The sequence below is a fragment of the Spongiactinospora sp. TRM90649 genome, from assembly GCF_029382225.1.
GTDB lineage: Bacteria > Actinomycetota > Actinomycetes > Streptosporangiales > Streptosporangiaceae > Spongiactinospora.
Map to the genome: position 1 here is coordinate 193,024 of NZ_JARLTC010000013.1, position 26,501 is coordinate 219,524.

At 68.2% G+C, this 26,501-nt stretch carries 21 protein-coding genes and 3 pseudogenes; 9 read left to right on the forward strand and 15 right to left on the reverse strand.

Annotated elements, in window-relative coordinates:
• Nucleotides 1–4: 4 nt before the first annotated feature.
• Genes P3X83_RS18505 through P3X83_RS18515 form a run of 3 tightly spaced genes read right to left on the reverse strand, consistent with a single transcriptional unit; the run spans nucleotide 5 to nucleotide 3,525 of the window.
• Nucleotides 5–1,774: an FAD-dependent monooxygenase gene (locus P3X83_RS18505; RefSeq protein WP_277306360.1), complete on the reverse strand. Its 1,770-nt coding sequence runs from the start codon at nucleotides 1,772–1,774 to the stop codon at nucleotides 5–7.
• 29 nt (nucleotides 1,775–1,803) lie between these two features.
• Nucleotides 1,804–2,664 (reverse strand): VOC family protein, encoded by an 861-nt coding sequence (locus tag P3X83_RS18510; protein WP_277306361.1) that lies wholly within the window; start codon nucleotides 2,662–2,664, stop codon nucleotides 1,804–1,806.
• A 27-nt stretch (nucleotides 2,665–2,691) separates the two neighbouring features.
• A complete protein-coding gene (locus tag P3X83_RS18515; protein ID WP_277306362.1) occupies nucleotides 2,692–3,525 on the reverse strand; it encodes an alpha/beta hydrolase in 834 nt (277 codons plus the stop codon).
• A 237-nt stretch (nucleotides 3,526–3,762) separates the two neighbouring features.
• Here P3X83_RS18515 and P3X83_RS18520 point away from each other — a divergent pair, with 237 nt between their 5' ends.
• Entirely contained in the window at nucleotides 3,763–4,923 is a 1,161-nt protein-coding gene (locus tag P3X83_RS18520) for a helix-turn-helix domain-containing protein (protein WP_277306363.1), read from the forward strand.
• Nucleotides 4,920–5,219: a hypothetical protein gene (locus P3X83_RS18525; protein ID WP_277306364.1), complete on the forward strand. Its 300-nt coding sequence runs from the start codon at nucleotides 4,920–4,922 to the stop codon at nucleotides 5,217–5,219. Before P3X83_RS18520 ends, P3X83_RS18525 begins: the two co-directional genes overlap by 4 nt.
• On the opposite strand, the gene P3X83_RS18535 is transcribed toward P3X83_RS18525, so the two are convergent.
• The 5 genes and pseudogenes from P3X83_RS18535 to P3X83_RS18550 all read right to left on the reverse strand — a co-directional run bounded on the left by P3X83_RS18535 (nucleotide 5,111) and on the right by P3X83_RS18550 (nucleotide 11,223).
• Nucleotides 5,111–7,744: a beta-ketoacyl synthase N-terminal-like domain-containing protein gene (locus tag P3X83_RS18535; RefSeq protein ID WP_346742721.1), complete on the reverse strand. Its 2,634-nt coding sequence runs from the start codon at nucleotides 7,742–7,744 to the stop codon at nucleotides 5,111–5,113. The two genes, P3X83_RS18525 and P3X83_RS18535, sit on opposite strands and share 109 nt — an antisense overlap.
• Before the next feature lie 411 nt (nucleotides 7,745–8,155).
• Nucleotides 8,156–8,407 (reverse strand): annotated as a pseudogene (locus P3X83_RS43340) (AMP-binding protein); the annotation flags it as partial.
• Between the two features lie 18 nt (nucleotides 8,408–8,425).
• A complete protein-coding gene (locus P3X83_RS18540) occupies nucleotides 8,426–8,917 on the reverse strand; it encodes a flavin reductase family protein (protein WP_277306366.1) in 492 nt (163 codons plus the stop codon).
• The gene (locus P3X83_RS18545) at nucleotides 8,914–10,137 is read right to left on the reverse strand and encodes a styrene monooxygenase/indole monooxygenase family protein (protein WP_277306367.1); all 1,224 of its coding nucleotides are present in this window, start codon (nucleotides 10,135–10,137) and stop codon (nucleotides 8,914–8,916) included. Before P3X83_RS18545 ends, P3X83_RS18540 begins: the two co-directional genes overlap by 4 nt.
• A 102-nt stretch (nucleotides 10,138–10,239) precedes the next feature.
• Nucleotides 10,240–11,223: an AraC family transcriptional regulator gene (locus tag P3X83_RS18550; RefSeq protein ID WP_277306368.1), complete on the reverse strand. Its 984-nt coding sequence runs from the start codon at nucleotides 11,221–11,223 to the stop codon at nucleotides 10,240–10,242.
• A gap of 366 nt (nucleotides 11,224–11,589) precedes the next feature.
• On the opposite strand from P3X83_RS18550, the pseudogene P3X83_RS18555 reads away from it, so the two are divergent.
• From P3X83_RS18555 to P3X83_RS18570, 4 genes and pseudogenes are all read left to right on the forward strand, one after another.
• A pseudogene (locus P3X83_RS18555) lies at nucleotides 11,590–12,324 on the forward strand (transposase family protein).
• Between the two features lie 671 nt (nucleotides 12,325–12,995).
• Nucleotides 12,996–13,787, forward strand: coding sequence for a helix-turn-helix domain-containing protein (locus P3X83_RS18560; RefSeq protein ID WP_277306369.1), 792 nt, complete (start codon nucleotides 12,996–12,998; stop codon nucleotides 13,785–13,787).
• 396 nt (nucleotides 13,788–14,183) lie between these two features.
• Nucleotides 14,184–14,606: a hypothetical protein gene (locus P3X83_RS18565; protein ID WP_277306370.1), complete on the forward strand. Its 423-nt coding sequence runs from the start codon at nucleotides 14,184–14,186 to the stop codon at nucleotides 14,604–14,606.
• A 172-nt stretch (nucleotides 14,607–14,778) separates the two neighbouring features.
• The gene (locus P3X83_RS18570; RefSeq protein ID WP_277306371.1) at nucleotides 14,779–15,846 is read left to right on the forward strand and encodes a restriction endonuclease; all 1,068 of its coding nucleotides are present in this window, start codon (nucleotides 14,779–14,781) and stop codon (nucleotides 15,844–15,846) included.
• A gap of 57 nt (nucleotides 15,847–15,903) precedes the next feature.
• Here P3X83_RS18570 and P3X83_RS18575 read toward each other — a convergent pair whose 3' ends face one another.
• From P3X83_RS18575 to P3X83_RS18585, 3 genes and pseudogenes are all read right to left on the reverse strand, one after another.
• On the reverse strand, nucleotides 15,904–16,266 hold the full coding sequence (locus P3X83_RS18575) for a 3'-5' exonuclease (protein WP_346742720.1): 363 nt from the start codon (nucleotides 16,264–16,266) through the stop codon (nucleotides 15,904–15,906).
• Between the two features lie 27 nt (nucleotides 16,267–16,293).
• Entirely contained in the window at nucleotides 16,294–17,490 is a 1,197-nt protein-coding gene (locus P3X83_RS18580) for an IS701 family transposase (protein ID WP_277306373.1), read from the reverse strand.
• 60 nt (nucleotides 17,491–17,550) lie between these two features.
• Nucleotides 17,551–18,572 (reverse strand): annotated as a pseudogene (locus tag P3X83_RS18585) (IS5 family transposase).
• Here P3X83_RS18585 and P3X83_RS18590 point away from each other — a divergent pair.
• Nucleotides 18,491–19,513: an IS701 family transposase gene (locus tag P3X83_RS18590; RefSeq protein ID WP_277306374.1), complete on the forward strand. Its 1,023-nt coding sequence runs from the start codon at nucleotides 18,491–18,493 to the stop codon at nucleotides 19,511–19,513. The pseudogene P3X83_RS18585 and the gene P3X83_RS18590 overlap by 82 nt on opposite strands.
• 127 nt (nucleotides 19,514–19,640) lie before the next feature.
• Here the strand turns inward: P3X83_RS18590 and P3X83_RS18595 are convergent, their stop codons facing one another.
• From P3X83_RS18595 to P3X83_RS18610, 4 genes are all read right to left on the reverse strand, one after another.
• On the reverse strand, nucleotides 19,641–20,429 hold the full coding sequence (locus tag P3X83_RS18595) for an SRPBCC domain-containing protein (RefSeq protein ID WP_277306375.1): 789 nt from the start codon (nucleotides 20,427–20,429) through the stop codon (nucleotides 19,641–19,643).
• A 753-nt stretch (nucleotides 20,430–21,182) separates the two neighbouring features.
• Nucleotides 21,183–21,542 carry a Tn3 family transposase gene (locus P3X83_RS18600; protein ID WP_277306376.1) on the reverse strand — a complete coding sequence of 120 codons (360 nt, stop codon included), beginning with the start codon at nucleotides 21,540–21,542 and terminating at the stop codon, nucleotides 21,183–21,185.
• A 636-nt stretch (nucleotides 21,543–22,178) separates the two neighbouring features.
• Nucleotides 22,179–23,525 (reverse strand): MFS transporter, encoded by a 1,347-nt coding sequence (locus P3X83_RS18605; RefSeq protein ID WP_277306377.1) that lies wholly within the window; start codon nucleotides 23,523–23,525, stop codon nucleotides 22,179–22,181.
• A 198-nt stretch (nucleotides 23,526–23,723) separates the two neighbouring features.
• Nucleotides 23,724–24,737, reverse strand: coding sequence for an IS701 family transposase (locus tag P3X83_RS18610; protein ID WP_277306378.1), 1,014 nt, complete (start codon nucleotides 24,735–24,737; stop codon nucleotides 23,724–23,726).
• Nucleotides 24,738–25,194: 457 nt separating this feature from the next.
• On the opposite strand from P3X83_RS18610, the gene P3X83_RS18615 reads away from it, so the two are divergent.
• A complete protein-coding gene (locus P3X83_RS18615; protein WP_277306379.1) occupies nucleotides 25,195–25,836 on the forward strand; it encodes a DUF5994 family protein in 642 nt (213 codons plus the stop codon).
• Entirely contained in the window at nucleotides 25,833–26,207 is a 375-nt protein-coding gene (locus tag P3X83_RS18620; RefSeq protein ID WP_277306380.1) for an STAS domain-containing protein, read from the forward strand. The genes P3X83_RS18615 and P3X83_RS18620 overlap by 4 nt, the downstream gene beginning before the upstream one ends.
• Nucleotides 26,208–26,501 lie beyond the last annotated feature (294 nt).

The window sequence follows — 26,501 nt, forward strand, 5'->3', positions numbered from 1 at the left end:
GCCGCTACTCCTGGGCCGCGCGGCCGAGGATCCGGCCGAGCACGGCGGTCAGCGCCGCCTCCGGATCATCCGCCACGGAGGCGGACCGCCAGGCCACCATGTGGTCGGGGCGGACCAGGAGAACCCCGTCCTCCGCGACCTCGGAAAGTGCCTGGTAGTCGCCGTAGACGTCCTCGTAGTCGCAGCCGCGGCCGATCGACCGGACCTGGACGGGCACGCCCAGGCGCTTGGCGACGCGCTCGGCCGCGTCCCGCCAGGCCGCGCCGTCGACGCCGGTGAGCAGGGTGAACCGGCCCTTGCCGCACAGGTCGAAGGTGGAGACGCGCCGCTGGTCCTTGGTCAGCCACACGTGCGGCAGGTGACGTCCCGGGCGGGTCGAGGCGTGGTAGTAGATCTCCTCATCGCGGGGGGCGGGCTGTTCGGGCGTGCCGTCGGGGACGATCGCGCCGGACGCGTAGTGCTGGTTGGTCTCGACGCCGTGCGTGTTGAAGCACATGATCGTGGCCTGCAGCGCGGCGTCGAACGCCTGCCGTCGCTCGCGTCCATCGGCCGTCGGCTGGAGCAGGCCGTCGAGGGCGTCGCGGAGTTCCCGCGCGCCCGACGCGGGCGGCAGGCGCAGCGCCATGAAGATCGGCGGCATCAGCCCGTCGCTGCGCTTGGCGCGCTGGACGATCTGCTTGGCGACCGGCAGCCGCTCGTCCCGGTAGCTGTCGAGCAGCGCCGGCGCGGCCTCGCCGCGCAGCACCATCGCGAGCTTCCAGCACAGGTTGTAGCTGTCCTGCATGGAGGTGTTGGAGCCGAGGCCGTTCATGGGCGAGTGCCGGTGCACGGCGTCGCCGACGCAGATGACCCGGCCCGCGATGTTGTCGGTCGCGTAGACGTCGTTGACCGCCCAGGTGGAGATCGACTCGACCTTCACCGGCACCTGGTCGTCGCCGATCAACTGGTGCGCGATGCGGACGCCGTCCTCCTCGGTGAGCGAGGGCTGCCCGGCGTTGACGTCGTAGCCCCACACGCCGACCCACTTGGTCCACGGGCGGACCATGCGCAGCACGCCGATGCCGTTGCCGTCGTGGCCGACGCCCGGCTGAACGAACCAGTACATGTCGCCAGGGCGGTGCTCGACGAAGCGGGTGAGGTCCGCCTCGAACACCACGTTGATCGAGCCGCCGAGCCCCATCTTGCCGACCAGCGGCAGGCCCGCCTGCTCGGCGACGGTCGAGTTGCCGCCGTCCGCGCCGATCAGGTACTTGCTGCGGATGCCGTACTCCTGGCCGGTCAGCCGGTCCCTGACCAGGGCCGTCACGCCGTCGTCGTCCTGCGTGAACGTCAGCAGCTCGGTGTTGAACCGGACGGACGACCCGCGCGAGGCGGCGGCGTTGACCAGGATGGGCTCCAGCACGTGCTGCGGCAGGTCGCACACGGAACACGGGCTGGCGAGGTCGTGCTCGGCCTTGAAGTGCGGGTGGGTGTACCAGGTGCGCAGCCGGCCCAGCTCCTGGCCGGCGAGGCTGGTGGCGTACACGTGCTCGCCCATCAGGTGCTGCGGAGTCGCGTTCTTCACCACCTCCCCCTCCAGCCCGAGGTCGCGCAGCACCTCGACGCCGCGCTGGTTGGTGATGTGCGCGCGGGGGGTGTTCGAGACCCCGGCGTACTTGTTGAGCACCACGTTGGCGATGCCGTACGTCGAGAGCAGCGCCGCGGCGGTTGCGCCCGCCGGGCCGGTCCCGACGATCAGCACGTCCGTCTCCACGACGGGGGTGAGGTTGTCCATCTCGATGGCTCCTAGAGAGGTGACTGACGTCAGTGCCGGTGGCCCCAGAGGTCGGGCCCGGGGATCTCGGTGACCTGCCAGGTCGCGTCGTCGATGAGGACGCCGCCGCTGCCGAACTCGGTGTGCACGCCGACGGGCGACGTCGCGTAGAAGGAGAACATCTGGTCGTTGGTGTGCCGGCCGAGCGTCATGGCGACCGGGACGTCGCGGTCGAGCACGAGGTCGTAGGTCCGCCCCACCTGGTCCATGTCAGGGACCTCCAGCATGAAGTGGTGCAGGAAGGGCTGGTGGATGCCGAAGAACGGGCCGTCCACGAAGGCGATGCTGTGATGGCGCGGGTTCGTGTGCAGGAACGTGGCCTGGAACGGCTCTCGCATCGTGTCACTGACCTTGAAGCCCAGGACGTCGGTGTAGAACCGCTGCTGGGCCGCCACGTCCGGGCTGGCGAGCACGACATGGCCCAGGCCGAGGTCACCCGTGACGAACCGCTCGATGTCGCGCGCTGACGTGAACCCGCCCTCGCCCGCCGAGGCCCCGTGGAACAGCTCGACCCGGTTGCCCGCGGGGTCGAGGAAGTGCGCCATGCCGGCCACGCGGCGGATCTCCAGCTCGCGCCGCGTCGCCTGGTGGGCCACCACGCCCTGGTCGCTCAGCTCGTCGAGCGCGGCGCTCAGCGCGTCGGCGTCGGCGACCTCCCAGCCGTAGTACGCGCCGCCGTCCTGCTCACCGGCCTCGACGGTGACCCGGTGGTGCACGTCGTCGATGCGGAAGTGGGTGGCGCCGTCCTCCCCCGCGACCCGCTGCATGCCGAGGATCTCCGTGGCGTACGTGGTGAAGGCGTCCGGCTCGCGCGCGGACAGTCCCAGGTAGCCGAGCTGCTTGATGTCCATGGTCTGATGTCTCCCAGTCGTACGAGGTCAGAACGCGTCGGTGAGGAAGCCGCGGAGCAGTGCCGCGTAGGCGGCGGCGCGCTCGATCTGCACCCAGTGACCGCAGTGCGGGAAGATGTGCAGTCGCGCGTCGGGCAGGTGCTTCTGGAGGAAGACGCTGGAGTCGGGGGTGACGAAGCGGTCCTCGCGGCCGTGCACGATGAGGAACGGGTGCGGCATCCGGCGCAGTGCCGACGGCGGCACGGCCATCTCGGCGGGCGAGGAGGAGAAGAAGCGCTCGAAGGAACGCCGCACCTCGGGCCGCATGACCTCCTTGAAACGCGTCTCGGTGATCTCCGAGATCGACGTGCCCAGCGCGTCCTCGTCGTAGACGAACCACTTGGTGAGGTTCTCCAGCGCGCTGATCGTCGGGTCCTTGTAGAAGGACACCATCCGCATCACCTCGGGCGTCGGCTGCGAGTGCCCGCCCGCGCTGCCCATCAGGGAGATCCGGGCGAAGCGCTCCGGCGCCGTCATCACCAGGTGCATGGCGAGCGCGCCGCCCATCGAGTTGCCCACCAGGTGCGCCTTCTGAATGCCGCAGGCGTCCATCAAGGCGAGCACCTGCTCGACCCGCATCCGCATCCATCCGGTCAGGCTGGCCGGCCCGTCCTCGGGATGGTCGGTACGGCCGTAGCCGACGAGGTCGGGCGCCAGCACGCGATAGTCGTCGCTCAGGGTGGGAACGAAGCCGCTCCAGTTCGACACCGCGTTGGCGCCGGGGCCGCCGCCGTGCAGCAGAATCACGCTCTCGTGGTTCTCGTCGCCGCTTTCCAGGAAGAAAGTGGAATAGCCATTGGTCTCGACGGTGCGCTCGGTCACTGGAATGGGTTCCTTCCCGTCATGTAGGGCATTGCTCGGCACGGCGTGTTGATCGGGTGAAGGGCCGGGATCCGGCCCGCCGGGCGACGACGGGGCTTGCCTCTACCACCCCCCGCATTGCTAACTTGTGCGGTGTCGCACCACCGTAGACGGACACCACGTCGATGCGCTTCGTACGATCTGTCGTTACTTGTCGCAGCCGATCCGACGTTGTGTCGCGGGAGAGGACCAACCCCCGTGAGCCTTGATGAAACCGTCCAAGAGCTGGCCGATCGCCTGGGCGTGGCACTGGTGGTGCTCGACCACGACCTGAAGGTCGCGGCGTTCAGCGTCCACGACACCGACGCCCGGCTGGCCCGTCTCGCCCGGCTGCTCGCGGGCTCGGCGGCGCCGGTGACGGAGTCCCTGGTGAGGGAGCATCGGCTCCGTCAAGCCGAGCACGGCGTGCGGGTGTCCCGGCCCGGCGGCGAGCTGGTCGTCCTCCCGCTGCGTCACGAGCAGCACCTGATCGGCTACGTCTACTACGTCGAGGACCGGGCGACGCCGCGCCCCGGCGACCTCGAAGCCCTGGAATCCGCCGCACCCGAAATCGGGGTCCTGCTGGCGCTACGGATCTCCGATCGCCGACACGGCGAGGAGAATTCTCGGCAGCTGCTCGCGGAATTGCTCGGAGAATCACCGGCGGCCCGCTCGAAGGCGGCGGAAACCCTGGTTCGCGATAATTTCATTGAGGATGTCGAGCATTACGCCGTGCTCGTTCTCCGGGCCCCGGAATCGTCCTCGAAATCCCTTACCCGACTTGCCGTCGAGGCGACTCTCGAATTCACCCGGAGATCGACGACCGTGAAGATCGTCGGCGCCGTTCTCGGGGCCGAGGGAATCGTGCTGTTCCCGCGTCCGGTGAATCACGACAGGCTGGAACGCGCGCTCGCCGGCCCCGGCCTGGAAGCGGTGGTGGCGGGCGTGGGCAGCGTGAAACCGTCGCTGACGGAGGCGGTCGACTCCTACCACGAGGCCCGGCTCGCCCACCGGGCGTCCAGCCTTGACCCGTCCCGTTACGGCAAACGCGTCTTCTGGGACGACCTCGGCCTCGACCGCCTGTTCCTGCAACTCCCTCTCGACCGGCTGACCCCGAGCCAGTTCCCCGCCGGAGTGCGCCGTCTGCTGGACGCCCCGCACGGCGCCGAACTCGCCGCCACCCTGGAGGGCTACCTCGACAGCGGCGGCGAAATCCAGGGCGCGGCCCGCCGGCTGAGCATCCACCGCAGCACGCTCTATTACCGCCTGGACCGCATCCGCGAACTCACCGGCTGTGACATCACCGACGGCTCAATCCGCCTCGAACTCCATGCCGGCCTCCGAATCGCCCGCCTCACCGGTCTGTGGCCGCACGAATGACCATTCCGGAGAAGCGTTCAGCCTCCGTGCTCTGCACGCCGTCACCGGGCCGCGCCACCGCGCCGGGGAAGGTCTGCGCGTACGCCTCGGTGCCGGACACGCGCACGGTCCCCGTCGGCCGTCCCGAGCTACAACCGCTGCAGGTGGGCCTGGCCGCCTTCAACGGCCTGTACTCCACGAAGCCCGCCTACATCCAGGCCGGCGCCATGATGACGATCGCCGTGCCGGTGATCCTCTTCATCTGCTTCCAGCGCACGTTCGTGCGCGGCATCATGAGCACCGGAGTGGAGAAATGACGGCGGCCGGTCATCGGGCGAGCGCCGCGCGGCCGGACGGCAGGCGGGTGGCGATCGTCATCACCCCGAAGGCGCACAGCCCGGCGGCGACCAGCAGGACCTGCACACTGACCAGATCCGCCAGCGGGCCGAACACCAGCATGCCGACCGGCGTGGCGAGTGCCATGACGATGCCGACGTAACTGAACACCCGTCCGTGCATGGCCGGCTCGACGCTCTTCTGAAGCAAGGTCGTCATCGGCGTGGCGAAGGGCGGCACGAGCAGCCCGAAGACGAACATGAAGGCGTAGAACGCCCACAGGTTCGAGGTCAGCCCCATCCGCACGGTGACGGCCCCGAACCCGTAACCGGCCAGGAGCGTCAGACCGCCCCCGCCGCGACGGGCCGGCACCGTGGACATCAGCGCCCCGCCGAGCAGCATGCCGAGGCTGAAGGCGACCTCCGGGACCACGAGCATCCACTTCTCGGTGCCGAAGGTGCGCGCGACCAGGAGCGGCGTCGCGATCGAAGGCGCCACGGCGAGCAGGAAGATGATCCCGTAGACGCTGAGCGACCAGCGCACCACCGGATGCGTCCTGATGTAGCGCATCCCCTCCACCAGATCCCGCCGGTACGTGGCCGCCGGCGACGACCGCGCGGCGGCGGGGGAAGTGCCGTCGCCCGAGGGCCGCCGTCGAGCACACGTCAGTGAGGCTCGTGCCGGCCGGGACCGACCGCAGATGGGCGGCATACCGCTCGGTCAGCTCCGCCAGGGCCGCGTCGGTACGGGCGCTGATGACGAGCAGGCCCGGCTCCCGCCGCGCGGGCGCCGCCGTGGACCGCGTCTCAGGCGTCGATTCGCGCGGCGGCTCCGGCCGCGTCTCGGGCGGTGGGGCCTGCTGGATGATGACGTGGGCGTTGGCGCCGCCCACCCCGAGTGAGGTCACGCCCGCCGTCCGTGGGAGGTCGCCGGTCTCCCAGGCCCTCGCGTCGGCCGACACCCGGAACGGGGATCGGCCGAAGTCGATCTCCGGATTGGGCCGGTCGTAGTGCAGGCTCGGCACCAGCATGCCACGCTGCTCGCACAGCGCGGCCTTGATCAGCCCCGCCACCCCGGCCACCTCGTCCAGATGCCCGACATTGGTCTTGAGCGAGCCGATGAAGCGGGGCGCCGCCTCGTCCGGGCGGCGGCCGAAGACCTGGCCCAGGGCGCTCATCTCGATGGGGTCGCCGAGGTGCGTGCCGGTTCCGTGCGCCTCAAGGTACGTCACCTCGGACGGGTCCGCCCCGGCCCGGCCGAGCGCGGTCCTGTTCACCTCCGCCTGGCCGCCGACGCTCGGCGCGGTGAAACTGATCTTCTCGGCCCCGTCGTTGTTGACGGCCGATCCCTTGACGACCGCGATGATCCGGTCACCGTCCGCCTGGGCGTCGGCCAGCCGCTTGAGGACGACCACGCCGCAGCCGTCGCCGAACAGGGTGCCGGAGGCGTCCGCGTCGAAGGTCCGGGTGTGACCGTCCGCCGACATGATCATTCCCGCTTCGTGCACGTAGCCGGCGTTCTGCGGCACCACGATGTGCACGCCGCCGGCCAGCGCCATGTCGCTTTCCCCGTCCAGCAGGCTGCGGCAGGCCAGATGGACGGCCACCAGCGAGGTCGAGCACGCCGTCTGGACGCCCACGCTCGGGCCGCGCAGATCCAGCGCGTGGGACACGCGGGTGGCGAGGTGGTTGCCGTCGTTGCCGAGCTTCAACTGGAACTGCTCCAGGTCGGACTCGGTCATCGCCTTGGCGGTGCCGTACCCGAAATGCGGAGCAAGGTTGTTGATCAGGTACGTGCTCATGCCGCACCCCGCGAAGACGCCGATCCGTCCGCCCGGCGCGTACCCCGCCGACTCCAGCGCCTCCCACGCGCACTCCAGGAACACCCGCTGCTGTGGGTCGAGGAGCTCGGCCTCCTTCCGGCTGAGGGCGAAGAAGGCCGCGTCGAACCGGTCGATGTCCGGCAGCGGCGCACCGGCGGGGACGAAGTCCGGGTGCGTGGCGAGCCGCGGGTCACGCTGGCCGTCCGCCGCGCCGGGCAGCGGGCCGGCGGACTCGACGCCGTTGACGAGGTTGTGCCAGAAGGTCTCCACATCGGCGGCGCCCGGCACACGCAGGGCCAGCCCGACGATGGCGATGTCCGCGGTGCCGCCGCGCGTCCGCTCGCTCCGCGCGTCCTCGGCGGGGTCGGGGCCGATGGCGTCGAGCCGGGCGGCATGGGCCCTGATCGTCGGATATTGGAAGAGGTCGCCGATCTCGATGTCGCGGCCCAGCCGCCGTCGCAGTTCGCTCCGGACCTCGACCAGGAGCAGCGACGTGCCGCCGAGATCCATGAACCGGTCCTCGACGGAGACCTCCGTCAGCCGCAGGACCTTCCCCCAGACCTCTACCAGCACGCGCTCGGTGGCGGTCCGCGGGGGAACCGGATCCTGTGCCGTGAGCCGCTCCAGCGTGGCCGGTGGCGGCAGCCGGGAGCGGTCGGTCTCGCCGCTCGACGTCAGCGGCATCCCCGGCAGCAGGCAATAGGCCTCGGGCAGCAGGGTGGACGGCAGTCTGGCGGACAGAAACGTGTTGAACAGCCTGGACGCCTCGGCGGGTGCCAGTGAGCCGCGCGGCACGATGTGCGCGACGAGCCGTGGGTGCCCGCCGATCTCGTGCGCCAGCACCACGGCCTCGCCGACGTGCGCCAGCACCACGGCCTCGCCGACCCCGGGATGCGCCAGCAGCAGTGCCTCGATCTCGCCCGGCTCGACCCGCACTCCGTGCACCTTGACCTGGCCGTCGCGTCGGCCGAGAAGGTCGATGACGCCGTCCGGCCGGCGCCGCGCCAGGTCTCCGGTCCGGTAGAGGGGGCCGCCCCCTGCCGGGTCGGGCACGAACCGCTCCGCCGTCAGATCGGGACGGCCGAGATAGCCGGGCGACACCCCGGCGCCGAGGACGCACAGCTCCCCCTCGGCGCCGTCCGGCACCTCACGCAACTCACCGTCGACGATGCGGATCCGCACCCCGTCGATGGGCTGCCCGATCGGCACGACGCCGGGCCACGTCGACGGCTCACCTTCCAGCGTGTGGGTGGCGGCGTCCTGGAACTCGGTGGCGCCGTAGTGGTTGTGCAGCCGGGCTCCCGTCAGCCGGAACAGCTCCCGGATGGCCGGGGTCAGCCGGAGCTGTTCGCCGGCCGTGACGACCTAGCTGGCCATGCGGCCCTCGCCGATGGTCATCTCGGGCCAGAACTCCCGGTAGCGGCCGGAGTGGAAGACGAGCGGTTGCCCTTCGGCCCTCTGGTAGCACTCCACTGCCCCGACGAAGATGTGGTGGTCGCCGCCGTCATGGACGCGCTCCGTACGGCAGACGAAATTGGCCAGCGTCCCGGCGAGTATCGGCAACGGCGTGCCGAGCAGCTCCACCCCGGCGAACTTGTCGGTCGAGGGCGTGGCGAAGCGCCTGGACAGGTGGTCCTGGTCGGCGGCGAGGACGTTGACGGCGAATCGCCCGGCCCGCAGGAAGATCGGCGCGCTGGGGGCCTGGTTCGACAGGCAGAAGAGCACCAGCGGCGGATCGAGGGAGACCGAGGTGAAGGAGTTGACGGTCACGCCGGCCCGATGCCCGTCGGCGGTCACCGTCGTGATCACCGCCACCCCGGTGGCGAACTGCCCGAGGGCCTCACGGAGCGATCTCATGCCGCGACCCTGTTCAGGTAGGCCTCGGCGCGGCCGGCGTCCATGAACCAGCCGGCGTAGTCGGACGGGTCATCGAAGCCGTTGACGAATCGGGAGGCGATCTCCGGACGTTGCCCGGCCGCGCCCAGGAGCGCCAGGTGATGGGGTTCGGCCGGTGCCAGGAGGGCGTTGGTCCAGTTCGTGACGTGCTGGGCCTGCGTCCAGAAGAGGTCGAAGGTCCGCAGCATCCAGTCCGCGTCGAACGGCTGATCGCGCCGTTCCACGATGGCCCGCAGGTAGGTGTCGGCGCACTTGGCGGCGTTGTTGCTGCCCTGCCCGGTGATCGGGTCGTTGAGCACCACGATGTCGGCGACGCCGAGCACCGGTGCCCCGGAGGGCAAAACGGCGACAGGACGGCGGACCGTGGGAGCGAAGCGGCCGGTCAGGACCGCGTTGGCGTCGGTGAGCTCGATCCCGGCGCAGCGCTCGGCCTCCCACGGGAAGAAGGTCTCCAGGATCTCGCGGCTGCGTGCCAGATGCTCGGCGGGACCACGTACGTCGCCCCAGCAGTCCATGGGGCCGCCCGGCACGCCCTCGAACACCATGATCTCGCAGGGGCCGGTGTGCGTGAGCGCGGGGAAGACGAAGAACTCACCCACGCCGGGGAGCAGGTTGAAGCAGACCGCCGAGTGATCGGGGCGGGGGGCGAGGCCGTTGACGTAGGTGACCGCCAGCGCGCGCTGCGGAGCGGTGTACGGGGAACGTGCGGGGTCCCGCTCGAAGACCGAGGCGATCGGCCCCTTCCCCGCGGCGACCAGGACCAGGTCGTACCGGGCGGCATAGCTCTCCAGATCCTCGGGGGTGGCGTCGTGCAGGACGAGCTCGCCGCCGAGCCGTTCGAACTCGCCCAACCAGGCCGGCATCTTCAGCCGCTGGTCGACCGAGCGGGCCGGGACGTGCAGCCGCGCCGCCCAGTCGAGGGCCTTGCCGCCCTCCGGGCTCGGAACCGTGAGCGCGATGCCCTCGATAGGCGGGCAGGCGTCGGCCCACCAGTCCAGGCCGAGCTCGCGTTCGTGGGCCTGTGCGGTGCCGAACATGGCCTGGCCGGACATCACTCGGCCGTCGCGGATGGACTCGGGAGTGCGATTGGTGACGATGGTGACGTCGTGGCCGTGCTGGAGCAGGCCGATGGCCAGGTGGAGGCCGGCCTGGCCGGCGCCGACGATGAGGATGTCGCGCATGGTGATGTGTCCCTTCGGTGTCAGGAGTGCGGTTTGCGATCGGCGCCTGACAAGAAAGGTACGGCCGGCGCGTCTGCCCGGGCCATCCGCTGAGCGCGGATCTCATCCACCTGACGCGGAAACCTTGCGCAGCGTCTCCGACGGCGGCTGCCCGTACCTCCCGCGGTACTGGGCGGCGAAACGTCCCTGGTGCAGGAAGCCCCATCGGGCGGCCACCGTGGTCACCGTGGTCCTGGCGGGGTCGGCCATCCTGAGCTCGTCGTGTACCCGCGCCAGTCGTACCTGCCTGAGGTGAGCCATCGGGGTAAGTCCGAGATGCGCGCGGAAACCCTCCTGGAGAGAGCGACTGCTGACCGCGACCGCGCCGGCGATGTCGGTGGTGCTGAGCGGGAGGTGCGCGTGCCCTTCGATGAACTCCATCGCCCGGCGCACGACCTTTGGCAGCGCGGGCGGCCTGGGCGCTGTCAGCCGTTCCAGGTAATTGGAGCGCTGCATGGTCAGCAGCAGGGTGATCATGGCGTTCTCCAGGTGCGCGATGGCCAGCGGATGGCCGGTCAGCCCGTCGTCGCGCTCGGCCTCCCTGACGAGCAGGTCGGCCATCTCCCGCCAGGACCGGCTCCAGCCCGTCGTCAGGTCCATGCCGAGGTCGAAGATGACTGGACCGTCGAGCTGTTCACCAAGCATCTGCTCCAGAGAGCGCTCGATCGAGGTGCGCTCGAACTTGACCACCAACTGGGGGCAGCCGGCAACCCAGCGCATGTCAAGGTGGCGGGTCGGCGAGGGTAACGAGGCCAGCGACGGGGTCGAGACGATCTCCTCATCGCCGGCGCGGATCAGGCTGCGCCCGGCGATCGGGATCATGACCAGGAAGAATGTGTCGAGATCGCCTGGTTCGATATGCACGTCGGCCCCGTAATTGAGGTAGCTGACGCGGACCGAGCCGAGCTGGACGGAGTTGAACCGGGCCGACAGCAGGTCCGCGTCGCCGGCCAGGTCCAGCCGGTGCGGGCAGAACACCTTGGCGACCTCGCCGCGGACCTGGTCGAGGTCGGAGCTGGCGAAGACGGCATGATTGCTGAGGAACACACCAGATGATCGTCGTTCTCGACCCCGGTGTTCCATGTAAAAGGACGCACAAGAGAGGCGGAGGATGGGGGGATTTAACCCCCGATGGGCGTGAACCAAACCGTATCAGCAGTCTGGGTGCGGCTCTTGTGGAGTGATCGGAGAGCGTAAGGTTGTCACCCAAATATAAACTTCTGTCCGTTTCGCGCGTGGAAAGGGCGCCATCTCGTACGGTGCTGGATTGCTGAAGTCCACACAGTGAGCCTTTTTCACCGTGACGTCGCAGGTCACAAGCTCACTACAGATCACGGCTCCTGACCCGGAACGCAGATAGCCCCTGGTAGAAGGGTCGTCGACCAAGATCAACCAGTCCAACCAGGGGCCTGAGTGCAGTTCTACCGTGCCGCGCTGCCGTTGCCATCCCAAACCCTGAACTACCTGGCCGGCGTCCTGCGCCACCACCGCCACGCGATCCGATCCACCCCACGACGGCTCAGCCCCGCCCGGCAAGCCCTGCTGGTCCTGATCCACCTGCGCAAAGGCGAGACCTTCGCCGAGATCGCCGCCGGCTTCGACATCGGCACCGCCACCGCCCGGCGCTACGTACGAGAGGCCATCACCCTGCTCGCCCGCCGCTCGCCCCGCCTGGACCAGGCCATCCGCACCGCCGAACAGGCCGGGCACGCCTTCGTCGTACTGGACGGCACGCTGATTCCCATCGACCGCGTGGCCGCCGACCGGCCCTATTACTCCGGCAAACACAAACAGCACGGCATGAACATCTAGATCCTGGCCGCTCCGGACGGCACACCGCTGTGAACCTCCGGCTCCCTGCCCGGATCGGTGCACGACCTGACGGCGGCGCGCATCTGGGGCATCACCCGCCGCCTGCAGGCCGCCGGACTGGTGGCACTCGCCGACAAGGCAGACATCGGCGCTGGTCAGCGAGTGCTGGTGCCGTACAAGGGACGCGACAAGCCGCGGTCGCAGAAGACGGCCAACTCAGCACACGCCAAGCTCCGCGGCCCCGGCGAACGCGCCAACGCGGTCCTGAAGACCTGGCGCGTCCTCCGCAAACTCCGCTGCTGCCCGCTTCTCGCGGGTCAACTGGTAAGAGCTTGAGACAGCGCACCCAACCGCGCCCGCCGCAACCGCATGGACCACTCGATGATCCGGACACGGCACCTTCCCGAAGAGAACGGCTCCCCACTGACGTGGGAGCCCGAGGGCACCGGGTGGCCGAGCCGACGGAGCAAGGACCATGCGCGACGCGCGCCGGCGGAATGACCGGCCGGGGAGGCCGATGGGTGCCCGCGAGCAGCGGGCGAGCGGGCCTGGGAGAGCAACACCTCACCGCGGGTCTCTCGGAGCGAGAAACCGCAGGTCAGGTGGGGTGGGGTGGGGTGGTGGGGCGCCAGGGGCTCGAACCCTGAACCTACAGATTAAAAGCGCCCTTGATCAACACTGCCAAGTATTAGGAAGTGACGGTTTGTGCCGTTCTTTCTGTAGTTGCGCTCCCTGGAATCCCAGGCCGTGACGATGTCTGTCAGGCTGTACCGCGCATGCACGAGCAACCAGCGAGCAACCACAGGCCAGCCTGCAGGGCTTTACCCAAGTAACTGCGGCCTGCTCTGTCTTCACCGCTGACACGAGACAGGCTCGACTGAGGCTCTTGAGAACGCTCGCTGTCAAATCCGCATCGACACGCTCGCACGCCGCGGATGAAGGTTTCGGCAGCCGCAGTCTCGCATTTCACATGTGTGGCGTCCACGTGGTGTGGTGGACTACTGTCCGTGATCCGTCCGAAACTAACCGATCGCCAGGTCGAGGTCCTGCGCTGGATTGCGGACGGTTGCCCCGAGCGCTCGTGGCCGGATGAGACCCACAAGATCACCGCTCGAGCGCTTCAGAGCCGCGGTCTTGCCGAGGTCAGCCGTAAGCGCAAGATCTGGGCGGCCACCATCACCGGGGCCGGCAGCTACTACCTCAAACACGGTGCATACCAGCCAAAGCCCACATTCGAGGCCGAACGGCTCGGAGCCGAGGGGCCCCGCAGGCAAGCTGGGCCTGCGCACGCCGTTCCAGACAGTTCTCCATCGGACGCCACCTCACGCGCCATGAGACGCGTCGCCAACCGACCCAGACCCGTCGAGGTCAAGCAGACGAGGCGGGAGATCAAGGAGACATACATGCGCTACAAGGTCGTGGTCACGCGGGTCCAAGTGGCCGAACGCCTTGTCCGTGCCACCAACGAGGAGGACGCCGCGGCAAAGGTCCAAGCGGAGTTCGACCGTCCCTACGGCTACTTCGGCTCGTGGAAGACGACCAGCTCGGAGGTCGACGTAATCGAGGCCGAGCAGACCACGGTGATCGGGCCGACTCACCTGTCACACAAAGGGCCGCTGCTACTCAGCATCAAAGACGCCGCCAAGGCACTCGGCATCAGCTACTCGACCCTGTACCAGATGATGAATCAGGGGGACGTCGAGTGGGTGGCTGTCGGCTCGCGCAAGTTCATCTCCCGTGAGCACCTGATGGAGTTCATCAAGACCAACACGCACAAGGGTTACTACGTTGCCCGATGACGGATGAGGTGGCGGTGCCGCGGAGTCAGGGCGCCCGGGCGAAGCCGGATTGGGCTGATCGGGCGGTCCTTGCATGACGCGGTTCTTGCCGCCTGCCTTGCGCGCTCACCGGATGGTTGCACCGGCACGCTGTAAGAGGGCATCTGGTCGGCCCTGCGCACCAGGCTGTCCAATTCACCGTCAGCGGCATCGACCAGCTTGCCCGTCATCAACTTCAGCGAGGAAAGATCGACGATGCCAAGAGAGTACAAGATATGACAGCAGCCAACAGATCACCACACTTGTATTCAAGTCGGTTCATCTCGCCTCGGCAGCCCGCCCCCTAACCCCTTCGCCGATGAGCTCTTCATGCGGTGCTTGAAGAAGTCCCGCTATTCTCTATGTGGAGGCGATGCGATGTCTTTGTACGGTCGTGACGACGAGACCTGGGAGCAGCTCACAGAAGCTGGGTTGAAGTTTCTGATCGAACGCGCACGGCTCCGAAAGACGACGTCGTACACGGAGTTGAACACCGTACTCGAGCGTCGAACCGGGCTTTCTGGGTTCGACTTCGGCCGGCAGGACGGCCGAGCGGCCATGGGGCATCTCCTCAGGCGAATCGTGGAGCAGAATCGTCCAGCGAGTGGACTGATGATCTCGGCCCTGGTGATCTACCTGGATGGAAGCGATGCGGGTAGCGGCTTCTACAGCCTCGCTGTTGACCTAGGACTTCTTCCACGCAAGCCATCGGCTCGGCAGAAGGTGGAGTTCTGGGTGGGGCAACTCAACCGACTCCACGATCACTACGCGCCCACGACAGGTGGCACCGGCACTGTCTGAGCGGCATGCCGATGGTGTACGACGCGATGGCGCTTGCTTCGACACGGGCTGCTGAGGACGATGACGATCTGCTTGCAGGTCGCCCACCTGGCTCGGTTCATGACGTATGGACGAGCTCAGATGCGATCCGCTGATCTCGGACAGCGCGTGGCCCGCTCCCGGGGAGGGGATATTGGCGATCAAGGACTCTGCTTTGCGGGGCTATCTGCTCGAAGAGTCGCTGGCCTGGCTACTGCGCTCAAGCGGTTACCGGCTGCTCGTCCACGAGAACCAGGACCCCGTTGAGCTGGTCACGGATGGAGAAACACTGCGGGTACGCGGACGGGGTGCGCTCCATCAAGTAGACGTCCTCGGGGAGTTCACGTTCACCCCGGCGTTCTCCATGCCGGTGCGGCTGTTCCTTGAAGCGAAGTACTATCAGGACCGATGCGGCCTGGAGATCGTACGAAATGCCCACGGTGTGGTGCACGACGTGAACGAGAACTTCATGGCGGACCAGGGAAGAGGCCCGCGACAGCGGTATAAGTACTCGTATGCCCTGTTCTCCGCGAGTGGTTTCACCGCGGATGCCCAGAAGTACGCGCTCGCACACCAGATCTCCCTGGTAGACCTCTCCGGCGCCTCCTTCGCCTGGCTGCTCGGTCATATTGGAGCCACAGCGTCGACCTTGACCGTTGCGCAGAGGCACCTGACGAAGCCGGCTCGCTTTCCGGTGACCTGGATGCGCGCGGAACTGCGGCGGGCGCTGGGGACCTCTCCGTTGGATCTGTTGCCTCCCGCCGTCGTGGCGGGCGAGACGTTCAAGCAGGCGGCCACTGCCGCGGTCACTGCATTCGCCACTGTGCTGCGGCGGCGCAGCGAAGCCGAGTTGCTGCTGGGTTTCCCTTCCGCGCCGTTCATTCTGCCGCTGGCGTCGGAGGATCATCGGCGGTTTCTGGAGTACGCGGAGGACAGGCCGGATCATACGGTCCGGATCAGGCGGCGTGGCATGGGAACCGCGGCGGAGTGGACCTTGTCGCCAGTCGATGCCGTGGACGCCTACGAGTTGACCTTCAAGCTCCCGGAGCATATCGAAGAGTGGATCAGCAGCATCGGGGAGCAGGAACGCCGTCGTACGGTACAGGTCAAGGAGAAGTTCCTGTCCGCGATCACGCTCTACCGGGTGAACGGCGGCGGGGTCCGCACCTATCAGTTGCGGTACGAGTCGAGTTCGCTGTCGCGGTCCGAACCCGCGACGTAAACCAGACCGCTTGGCTCCGGCGACGGCATGTATACGTCGCCGGAGCGCATCGCAGGCTCAGATCGGGAGGTACGGGCTGGGTTTGCCGTGCCAACTGATGGTCAAGGCGTCCCGGGCGCGAGTCGCGGCGACGAAGAGCAGCGAGCGAGCTTTGCGTTGTTCGCGTTCGTATCGAAGCGGGTCTTCCACGCGATGACGCTCGATGACACCGCTACGCGGGATGATGCCATCACTGACGCCGACGACGGCGAGCCTCTGGTACTCCAGGCCCTTGAAGCGGTGCATGGTGCCGACGTGGATTTCGCCGTCCCCCTTAGTACTACAACATGATTTTGTGATGTCTGAGCCAGCGCTTCCAGTAGTGGCTGCTGCGGGCGCGGGTCTGGTCCTGGCGTCGGCGGTCGGACCAGGCAAGGGCAAAGTCGAGCGGTCGGGTGATCATCGTGGTCAGGTGTGCCAGGAGACGACGGATCTCGGCGGGTGTGAGGCGGACCATGCCGCTTGGGCTTTTGGGGCGTGTGCGGCGGTGACGGCCAGATAGGCGTGAGCGAGCATCGCGAGGGTGATGTGCCGGTGCCAGGCGTCGAACCGGCGGACCTGGTACTGGTCCAGGCCGGTCTCGTTCTTGGCGCTCTGGAAGCATTCCTCGATGGCCCATCGGGCGCCGGCGACGGCGATGAGGTCCTCCAGGGCGGTGCCGACCGGGGCATGGCACAGGTAATAGGCCAGTTCGAGCTCACCCTTGGCGTTAGGGGTCAGGCTCCGGCGGACCAGTAGCTGGCGCTGGTAGCCGGGTTCGGTCTCGAAGTGCACAGTGGCCAGGGCCCAGTCATAAAGGCGCGGCCCTTTGGCGCCGTTGCCGCAGGAGCGGCGCTTCCATGCCTCAGGCGGGGCTTGGGTGGTCGCGGTGCCGGCGTGGATCTGCCCGCCCCACCCCTGGCCGATCCATTGGTTCTTGGGCACCGCGACCACATAGCCGAGGTGGTGCTCCTCCAGGAAGCGCCGGAATTTGAAGTCCATGCCGTACGCCTCATCGGCCGTTACCCAGGAGGCTGGTACGCCCGCCTTCAGAGCGCGGGTGAGCATCATCCGGGCCAGCATGGGCTTGGTGGCGAACTGCACCTCTTCGCCGATGCGGGCCTGGGCGCATCGGACTCGATCATCGGTCCAGGACTTCGGCAGATACAGTTCGGCATCGATCAGCGCCCGGCCCGACGGAGACGCGTAGGCGAGGAAGACACCCAGCTGACAGTTCTCCACCCGGCCCGCGGTACCGGAGTACTGACGTTGCACCCCAGCCGACTTGTCCCCCTTCTTCAGGAACCCCGTCTCATCCACGATCAGCACGCCATCGCGGTGCCCGAGGTTATCCATCACGTAATCGCGCAGGTCAACCCGCACCTCGCGAGGGTCCCAGCGGGCACTGTTCAGTAGACGCTGCATGCGATCCGGCGCCGCATCCCCAGCCGCTTCCGCCAACTGCCAGCCGTTCTTACGCTCGATCGGAGCCAGCAATCCCGTCACATACGCCCGCGCCTGACGGCGCGGTTCCACCCGCCCGAACCGGCATGCCACGCGCCCGAACAGCACGTTCAACCCCGAGACCCACTCCTGGAGATCATCCGGCGTTAACTCACCAACCATGCGTTCAGGCTATAGATCACAAAGGCTGGTTGTAGTATTAGGAGCTGTTTGAGGTTCGGATCATATGGTTGAGGTGAGGAGTTTCAACCACATGATCGAGCCTCGGAGGTGAAGGCCGGCCTCATAGCTTTCCCGGGCTTTGTCATAGCGGGTCGCCAGGCCGCGCCAGGCCTTGATCTTCTGAAAGCAGCGTTCAACGGTGTTGCGCTGCCGGTAGCGCTCCGGATCGAAGCCGACCGGCCGCCCGCCCGCCGAACCCTTCTTCTTCCGGTTGGCCTGCTGATCGATCTTCTCCGGGATGACCGCGGTGATCCGGCGGCGGCGCAGATGGGCACGGTTGGCCTTGGAGGAGTAGGCCTTGTCCGCGGCCACCGCCGCCGGGCGGGTCCGGGGCCGGCCGACCCGGCCGGGGATGCGGATCTTGTCCAGGACGGTGATGAACCGCGGGCAGTCGGCGGCTTGGCCTGGGGTGAGCACGAAGGCCAGCGGCAGCCCGGCCGCGTCGACCGCGGCATGGATCTTGCTGCTCAGCCCGCCCCGGGATCGGCCGAGCCCGGCAGCCGTTGCCCGGGCCTTGCGGCGTCGCCGGGTGCGGGCGCGATCCTGGCCCGGGGGCGTACCCGCCTCCTGGATGCCGGATGCGACCTGCGGCGCATCACCCGCAGCACCGGCGGCTGCTCCGGAAGCGGAGCCCCCTTTTCCTCCGTCAGCGCCTGCTCCAGCGCGTCCAGGGTCTCCCCGGCGACCGCCAGCCCGGCCGCCTCCTGATGCGCCCGCACGATCGTGGAGTCCACACTGACCAGTTCCAGCCCGACCTGCCCACGCGATGCCGCCTCGGCGATCAGCGCGTCCATCAGCCCCTGGAACACCCCGGCCTTGGCCCAGCCGCTGAACCGGGAGTAGATGGTGGACCAAGGCCCGTAGCGTTCTGGGACATCACGCCAGCCGGACCCGGTGCGAAACCGCCACAAGATGCCGTTGAACTGATCACGCACCCGCCGTGGCAGCGGCCCGGTGGCCGCCACCGGCAGATGCGGCTCGATCAAGGTCCACTCGGCATCCGTCAGATCAAAGCGCGCCACATCCGAGGTTCTACCAGCCACCGGGCCGGCCTGTCGCCGGGGCTCACCTAGATCCGAACCTCAAACAGCTCCTAGATCGCCGGCTCTACTTGCCCGAACGCTCCTGGCTCGCCGATCCGGGTCGCTGCCATGCCGCCGGGGTCCCAGCGCAGACCACCTTCGCCACCAAGCCCGCGCTCGCCGCCGAGATGGTCGCCGATGCGCTGGATGCCGGTCTTGCGGCGCGGTGGGTCAGTGGTGATGAGGTCTATGGCCAAGACCCGCGGCTGCGCGCCATGCTGGAGCGGCGCCGGATCGGTTATGTACTGGCCATCGCGGGGAATCTGCGGGTCGGTCTGGAGGGCATCGACCGCGACGTGGCCGACATCGCCACCGGTGTGGCCGACCGGCACTGGCATCGCTACCGCGCCGGTCAGGGCGCCAAAGGCCCGCGCTGGTACGCCTGGGCCTGGGCCCGCATCGATGATCCCGGCCCCGAAGCCGACGACGAAGGGGAAGGGCACGGGTATCGGTGGCTGTTGATCCGCCGCAACCTGACCACCGGTGAACTGGCGTTCTACGGCTGTTACGCGCCCAAGCCGATGCCCTTGGCGGCACTGGTGAAGATCGCGGACATCCGGTGGGCGGTGGAGGAGGTCTTCCAGGCCGCCAAGGGACAAGCCGGGCTGGACCACTACCAGGTACGCAGGTGGCGGGCCTGGTATCGGCACGTCACCCTGGCCATGCTGGCACTGGCGTTCCTGGCCGCCCTCGCCGCAGATCAGCCACCCTGCGATGAGCGGCACATCCCGCTGACCATGCCCGAGATCCGTCGCCTGCTGGCTGCCCTTGTCCTGTCCCCGCGCCGCTCGACCGCTGAGGTGCTGCGCTGGTCCTCATGGCGACGACGGCACCAAGCCACTGCCCGACACTGCCATTACCAGCGCAGATCCCAACCATGATCGCAAAATGACACTGGAGTACTAGGTGGGCGCTTGCATGATTTTTGCAAGGTTCTGATCGAACCGACCGCCGTATCAGGGGATGCCGCGGTCTCGTGAAAAGTCGGTCGTGCGTGTCATGTCGGTGTCATACGGCAGCCGACGCGAGCCAGGACCTCCATGCCGGCTCGATCTCCTTCTCGTCCTCGTCGTCGGAAAAGCCGTGGTACCCAACGACAAGCGTGTCCCGGTAGCCCTTCACCAACAGGTGGATGCTGTGCGGTGTGCGCACACCGGCGAAATACGGCGTGCCGAGGAACTCGACCACACCGTCGGTGGCGGGCAGGCCGGGCACGTTCAGCCGCACGGGCGCGCCCTGGGTGATCTCACCGGTCAGCGACAGTGCGGCCGCGGACCGCGACCACACCCGCTCGTTGTCCGGCATGGCCGGGCCGGCCAGGAACAGGTTGCGCGTGGCGTGGCGGCCCCGGAAGTGCTTCAGGTAGGTGGCGAGCTGCCTGAGGTACATCAGGTCGCCTGCCTTCAGGCTGTCGTAGTACTCCGCATCCCAGTTGTCGCCCAGGATGCCGCTGTGCACGAAGCGCAGGACGGTACTGCCGCCGTCCCGGCCCTCCAACAGGTACTCGACGGCCGAGAATGTGCCGTCCGGACTGTGCTCACGGAAGGCCAGGCGCTTGCCCGGATCCCACGCGGTGATCGTGGACTTCTTGACGAAGCCCATCGCGTCCATCATGTCCAGGCTGTTCGTACCTCCTTCCCCCGGCTCGATCTCGGTGCGTCCACGGCGCAGCCCGGTGCCGAACAGCAGGTAGATGATGGCGCGGTCGCGCAGCGGGCGGGCGTGGGCGTGGGCACGCGCGCCGGCACCGCAGTGACGGCGCCCCTTGAGCTCATGGAAGGTTTCGATCCGGTCCACGATGTTCTTGACGGTGTGCACCTGGGCGGCGGCCAGCGCGCGCGCTCGTAGCGGCTTTTCGTGGTCTCGGCCCGAACCCGGAGCGTACGACGACCCAGATCCAGATCGTCGGTCCGTAACGAGGACAACTCCTCACGGCGCAGTGCCGCATCGTAAGCCAGCGCGAGCATCACACGATTGCGCGGCGATTCGAACTTAGCCGCCTGCAGGAAGGCCAGCCATTCCTGGTCGGTGGGGATCCAGGGCAGCTTCGTCAGCCGGGGCACCAGGCCACGCTGGTGGCCGCCGAACTTCCGACCCGGGGTGTAGCGGCCGCGCCCGACCGGGTTCGACTCGCGCAACCCTTCCTCAACGAGGAAGTCGTAGAACAACCGGACTGGCACCAGTCGCTGCTGGATCGTGGCGTTGGCCAGCCCTGACCTCGAGTCGATCGACATCACGTTGACACTGCGGCGGCTCGGCCGGGTGGTGAGCTCCCGCACGTGGCCGGCGATGTGCTCCCGCGTCGCCTTCATCGGGTCGATGTTCTCCCGCTCGCACCGGTCGAGGTACTCGGCCAGGCCACGTGCGTAGGCGTCGATGGCCCGGGGCGCTCGTCCCAGATCAGTCCAGATCCATAGCCAGCGGGCCGCCTACTTATGCCTCCCCAGGACGGGCCACTTCTCCTCCAGGACCACCGTGCCCAACGCATCTCCTCAGTTCGTGGCGAGACCGCAGAGAGCATGATCGTCCCTCTGGTCAAATTCCACGTAACTAATACGAACGCAGTGCGCGCCGCGCGGCCAATCTCCAAAATCGCCTGATAGGCCGGGTGAGAGGCGGTGCGGGTGAAGCGCGGCAAGATGGCCTCGGTGGAGGCGGTACGGGCGCGGACGCGGTGGCGTACTTGATGACCTGGTCGTAATTCTTGGCGATGATGTCCCTGCGGATCGGCCGGGTCATCGCCGGCGCCGGGTTCGCATGCCGGGCCAGGTCGCCATGGTCGGCCTGATACAGCCTGACCCGGTTGATCTGGTTGATACGCGGCAGCAGGTCCACATTCAGCAACCGCGTCGCGGCGAAGCCAGGCTCGGACTCCCCGTGCGAGTCCACATAGTTGCCCTCGACCCTCATGGTGTTGCCGGGGGTTGACCAGCATGCGAACGAAGAGTCTCGTTTAGCCGCCCAGCGCCCTGGTTGGCATGGATGGCTGTTCCGATGCACTTTACCTGCGGAATCGTGCTGCTCGGAGGTGATTCGCGCCGAAGGCGCTGAAGCTGGAAGAAGCCTCGCCCTTGGCGGCGACGATCGAGATGGAAATGGCCATGCCCGCCCTCCCGAAATTCGGCTCAACCGAAACAGCGCTGCACTTATTATGCTCGATGCCTGGGTATTCTCTGTCCACAGCCCCGCTTCTCTGGGAAGTAAATACCACAGGCTTTGAAATTTACCGGAGTAGACGAAATCTGGGCGAGACCGCGGGCAGGCTCCGTATTGCTGAAGGGGAGGTTGAGGTAACCGATCCCCTTTGGGGTCGGCTGGGTTATTCGGATCGTCACGGTGTCGGCGGCAATCGCGAAAATCCGGCGAGCCCGTCTGTGACCTGCGATTACTGCGGTTCTCTGCGCGGTCATCGCTCTTGCAGAGTACGACGGGCAGTGCCGCGCACTCCGCCCGCCGGACCTCGGATCGAGGCCGGGAGCGGACGCCCCCGGGCCGCCGCTGCCGGACCGTCGTGGAGGTGGCCCAAGGCCGGTTCGTCGTGGCCGCTCAGGGGGCCGCCGGCGAAACGCCGCCGGCGGCCTCGGGGAGGCGGGCGAAGGCCGTCGTCGTGATCAGCACCACGGCCGCCACCACCGCCCACGCCGTCCCCGCGCCGAACCCCATCGCCAGCGGGGCCAGCGCCAGATTTGCCAGCGCGCCGCCGCCCGATCCCGCCAGCGACGTCGCCGAAGCCATCGTGGCCCGCTCGTCCGCGGTGACCCGGTGGTGGGCCAGCTCGGCCCTGAGCACTCCGTGCGCGCCCAACCCCGCGAAGAACACCACGTAGGGCAGGCCCGCGAGCACCACGCCCGGGACGCCCGCGCCGCCCACGGCCGCCGACCCGGCCAGCCCGGCGAGCGCGGCTCCAGCGACCAGCAGCCCGGCCGCGGCCCCGCGTACCGATCCCCTGGCCGCCTCTCCCGGCCCGCCCGCGCGAAGGGCCAGGCGGCGGGCCAGGGCGGGGGCGAGGGCCGCCCCCACGGCGCTCGCCGCGAACCCGACGGCCGACACGATCGCGTAGGCCGTGGCCCCCACCTCGCCGGAGCCGGTCAGCTCGGCGAGATGGCCGGGCACCAGCAGTTCGATGCCGGTCAGTGCCATCCCGGTCACCGCGCACACCAGGACCAGCCTGCGCAGCACCCCGTCGCGTACCGCTACCCGGACCCCGGCCGCCACCGTGACCGGGACCCCGCGCAACACCTGCGTCACCGAGGCGGACGGCCGGGCGCTCTCGGGCATCGCGCTCAGCACGGTCCCCAGCCACACCAGCGCGGCGACGGCCCCGAGCACCGCGGGCAGCGCCAGGGGGTCGAGCGACACCGCAATGGCCCTGCCGTCCGCGTCCGTCGTATCGGCCACGCCGGCGGCCTGGGCGGCGAGCGGGACGAGGCCGCCCACGATCACGCCGATGCCCAGCGCCACGTCCTCCATGACGTGGCCCCGCGACAGTCCGGGGCGCAGATCGGCATCAGGCCCCTCGGCGGCGTGCAGTGTGTCCACGAACCACGCCTCGGCCGGGCCGCTGGACAACGCCCGCGCGATTCCCAGCACCACGCAGGCCACCGTGAACATCCAGAACGAGCCGGCCACCGCGAGCAGCACGAGCGCCAGGGCGGTGCAGGCGGCGGATACGGCGAGCACCACTCGGCGTCCCACCACATCGGCCAGCCCCCCGGTGGGTAGTTCCAGCCCGGCGATGACCAGGGAGTACACGGTCATGACCACGCCGACCTGAACGATCGTCATGCCCCGGTCCAGCATGAGCAGCACCAGCGGGGCGATCATCAGCCCGGCGGGCAGCCAGGTCAGGAAGCTGATCAGGGCATAGCGCCGCCGTACCGACGCGGCGTTCACGCGGCCGGCCTGTCGGCGAACGGATACGTCTTTTCCACGCCGCCCAGAGTAGACCGCAAAGGTTAGTTTGCAAATAGAGTTTTGCGGTATTTGCAGCCGAGGGGTGGCTCAAAGGCTCGCGGGTCAAGGTCGGACCGGCTTGGCGGCCATGCCCGCCGGTTGGCGGCACCACCTGGCGGACCTTGCCGGATTGGAAGTTCACCACATAGCCATGGCCTCCTGTGCCGGATCAATACGAGGGCGGCGAGCAGCCGGCGGATCTCGGGCAGGGTCAGGAGGATGCCGTCGTCTGTCGTGCTGGACGGCTGGGCGGCGACGATGGCCGTCAGCATGGCCAGGGCGAGCACGGCCAGGGCGATGTGCCGGTGCCAGGCCGTCCAGCCGCGTACTTGATAGATCCAGGCCGGTCTGGCCTTTCGCCGCCTGGAAGGGCTCCTCCACCGCCCAGCGGATCCCGGCGATCTTGACCAGCGCCAGCAGCGGCTGCCGGGTCGGCGCGTAGCATCGGTAGAACGCCAGCTCACCAGTGGCCAGATTGCGCCGGATCAGTAGCCACCGATACCCGCCGGCTTCGCGTTCGTCGATGCGGGCCCAGGCGTACCAGCGTGAGCCCTTGGCGCCCGGGCCGGTGCTATAGCGCTGCCAGTGCCGATCGGCCACTCGGGTTGCGGCCTCGGCCGCGCTCACCTGGACGCCCTCCAGATCGACCCGCCGGTTACCGGCGATGGCCAGTACGTAACCCATCCGGTGTTGCTCCAGGGTGGCGCGTAGGCGTGGATCTTGCCCGTAGACCTCATCTCCGCTCACCCAACTCGCCGGTACTCCCGCCTCGATCGCGGCCAGGATCATCTGAACGGCCAAGACGGGCTTGGTGGCGAAGGAGATCTCGTCGGGGACGCCGGCCGCCCGGCATCGGCCGCGGCCAGGTGTGCTCGGGCAGATAGAGCCGCCGATCCAGCAGTGCCGCCCGGCCGGGGTGGCATAGGCGAGAAACACGCCGATCTGGCAGTTCTCGATCCGGCCGGCGGTGCCGCTGTATTGCCGTTGCACCCCGGCGGAGGCGGCGCCCTTCTTGACGAACCCGGTCTCATCGGCGATAAGTACGCCGCCGGGGTCGAGCCGGTCGATGACGAAGGTGCGAACGTCGTCGCGTACCTCGTCGGCGTCCCAGCGGGCGGTGCACAGTAGCCGCTGCAGACCGGCACCCGCCATGATGCTCCGTTCCCCGTGACCGCGCCCTCACGCCATCCAGAGATCACCGTCCGCTACCCGAACCGGTTCCACCACCGAAGGGAACCGCCGTGCCCTGGCGTGATGACGCCGGTGGTCGGCCCCCACTGGATGACCAGGCCCTGCACCGGCCAAGGACCCTGCCACCGGCAGGCCGACCCGCAGCCACCACGGGGCTTTGAACGCGCCGTGGGTGAGATGGCGGTGAAACCCACCGTCACCCCGGGCCCGGTCAGGAGGTGAAAGCCCGGTCAGGAGGTGAAAACCACCCGCGATCACAGCATCGACCCAGCTCAGCCACTTCCGAAATTGGTAACTCCAGCAGTAAAGAGGTAAACTCAAAGTACCGAGGACTTTCCGAACGTTGGCACTCAGGTCGGCGTCGCCTCCGGCGAATCACCACCGCGCCCTTTGAAGGGGCCGGATAGGTCAGGCGCGCATGACACCGGGAGTTCCTGCTCATCTCAAGCCACTGAACGCCGCCGGCGGCGCTTCTGCAGCGATCGACTCTACGGTCCGGCTCAGGCTGAATGCTCTCCTTGGCCGGCGGGGCACCGTAGACGGGGCGTGGTGGCCTCGCTCGCGCAACGCCGCCGCCGAACTTCCTGCTCTCATCGCCGTCGTCGACCAGCGGCTGGCGCAGATCACGATGCGCATCGGCCTGCATGCCGACGGCTGGGACGACACTCCGCAGCATGTCCCGGCCCCTGGGCGCCGGATCCGGGTGGGCTGGTTCCGCCGCGCCAACGCACACCTGATCAGCCTGGTCTCCATGGGCGCGGAGCCGATCAGACTGCTGGTCATCCCACCGGATACCGCCGCCGGCCCGGCAGCCGCCGCGCTCACCCTTTCCGTCGATGGCGCGCCTGGCCAGCGTCCCATCGACATCCTCCGCGCCGCACACCGGCCGGCCGCAACCGGCCTCGGCACCCCGGATGCGGACGGCCATGCTGGCTGCGAGAACGAGAGCGGGAACATCACCTCAGTCGTCCACCGCCTGAACACCGGCCCACCGGCGACCCGGCCTGACCTGCCCGGCCGGCAAGCCCTCGCAGACGTTCTCCGAATGGAGCGATCATGATCACCATCGACAGACCCCGCGCCACCGTGGACGGCATGCGCACCGGCAAGAGCGGCCCGTGGGCCGGTGCTGTCCCCGCTGGGTCGTGCACCGCAGCGACGACCATCCACCTGTCGGGTGAAATCGACATCTTCACCAGCCACGCGCTTCGTCAGCGTCTGATGCGGGTCCTGTGCTACAGCACGAACCTGCTCATTCTCGACCTGTCGGAGGTGTCGTTCTGCGATGCCTCCGGACTGGCCGTCCTGGTCGGCATCCAGCGCCGCGCCCGAGCGATGGGCATCACCCTCGCCCTGGCCGCTCCCCGCCCGTACATGTCCAAGCTGCTGCGCATCACCGGCCTGGACCACAGCCTGCGGCTGGTGGCCTGACCGATCGGCGCACCGACTCCGCCTGGGACCCGCTTTCCGCCTCAGCACGGGACCGGGCGGGGGTGGGCTGAGCGGAAACGTCGGGCACGAGCCCGGCAGGCCCCGCCTTGGTGTTGAGGGACAGGGCATTCGCCCCGCTCGAAGTAGCCGACAAGGACCAAGTCGAAGTGGCCGACAAAGAGAGGGCTCTTATGTCGGCTCCCCAGCAAGATCCGACTCGTCCAGCAGCCGGGCGGCAGGAGATCTCTATCCGAGCGCCGCACCATCAACGCCTGCTCACTGAGAGATCATCAT

Excerpts from the sequence above, each read along its gene's own strand:
- P3X83_RS18505 (WP_277306360.1), bottom strand. The coding sequence starts at position 1,774 with ATGGACAACCTCACCCCCGTCGTGGAGACGGACGTGCTGATCGTCGGG.
- P3X83_RS18510 (WP_277306361.1), bottom strand. The coding sequence starts at position 2,664 with ATGGACATCAAGCAGCTCGGCTACCTGGGACTGTCCGCGCGCGAGCCG.
- P3X83_RS18525 (WP_277306364.1), top strand. The coding sequence starts at position 4,920 with ATGACCATTCCGGAGAAGCGTTCAGCCTCCGTGCTCTGCACGCCGTCA.
- P3X83_RS18535 (WP_346742721.1), bottom strand. The coding sequence starts at position 7,744 with ATGCCGCTGACGTCGAGCGGCGAGACCGACCGCTCCCGGCTGCCGCCA.
- P3X83_RS18540 (WP_277306366.1), bottom strand. The coding sequence starts at position 8,917 with ATGAGATCGCTCCGTGAGGCCCTCGGGCAGTTCGCCACCGGGGTGGCG.
- P3X83_RS18545 (WP_277306367.1), bottom strand. The coding sequence starts at position 10,137 with ATGCGCGACATCCTCATCGTCGGCGCCGGCCAGGCCGGCCTCCACCTG.
- P3X83_RS18565 (WP_277306370.1), top strand. The coding sequence starts at position 14,184 with ATGTCTTTGTACGGTCGTGACGACGAGACCTGGGAGCAGCTCACAGAA.
- P3X83_RS18580 (WP_277306373.1), bottom strand. The coding sequence starts at position 17,490 with ATGGTTGGTGAGTTAACGCCGGATGATCTCCAGGAGTGGGTCTCGGGG.
- P3X83_RS18600 (WP_277306376.1), bottom strand. The coding sequence starts at position 21,542 with ATGAGGGTCGAGGGCAACTATGTGGACTCGCACGGGGAGTCCGAGCCT.
- P3X83_RS18610 (WP_277306378.1), bottom strand. The coding sequence starts at position 24,737 with ATGGCGGGTGCCGGTCTGCAGCGGCTACTGTGCACCGCCCGCTGGGAC.
- P3X83_RS18615 (WP_277306379.1), top strand. The coding sequence starts at position 25,195 with ATGACACCGGGAGTTCCTGCTCATCTCAAGCCACTGAACGCCGCCGGC.
- P3X83_RS18620 (WP_277306380.1), top strand. The coding sequence starts at position 25,833 with ATGATCACCATCGACAGACCCCGCGCCACCGTGGACGGCATGCGCACC.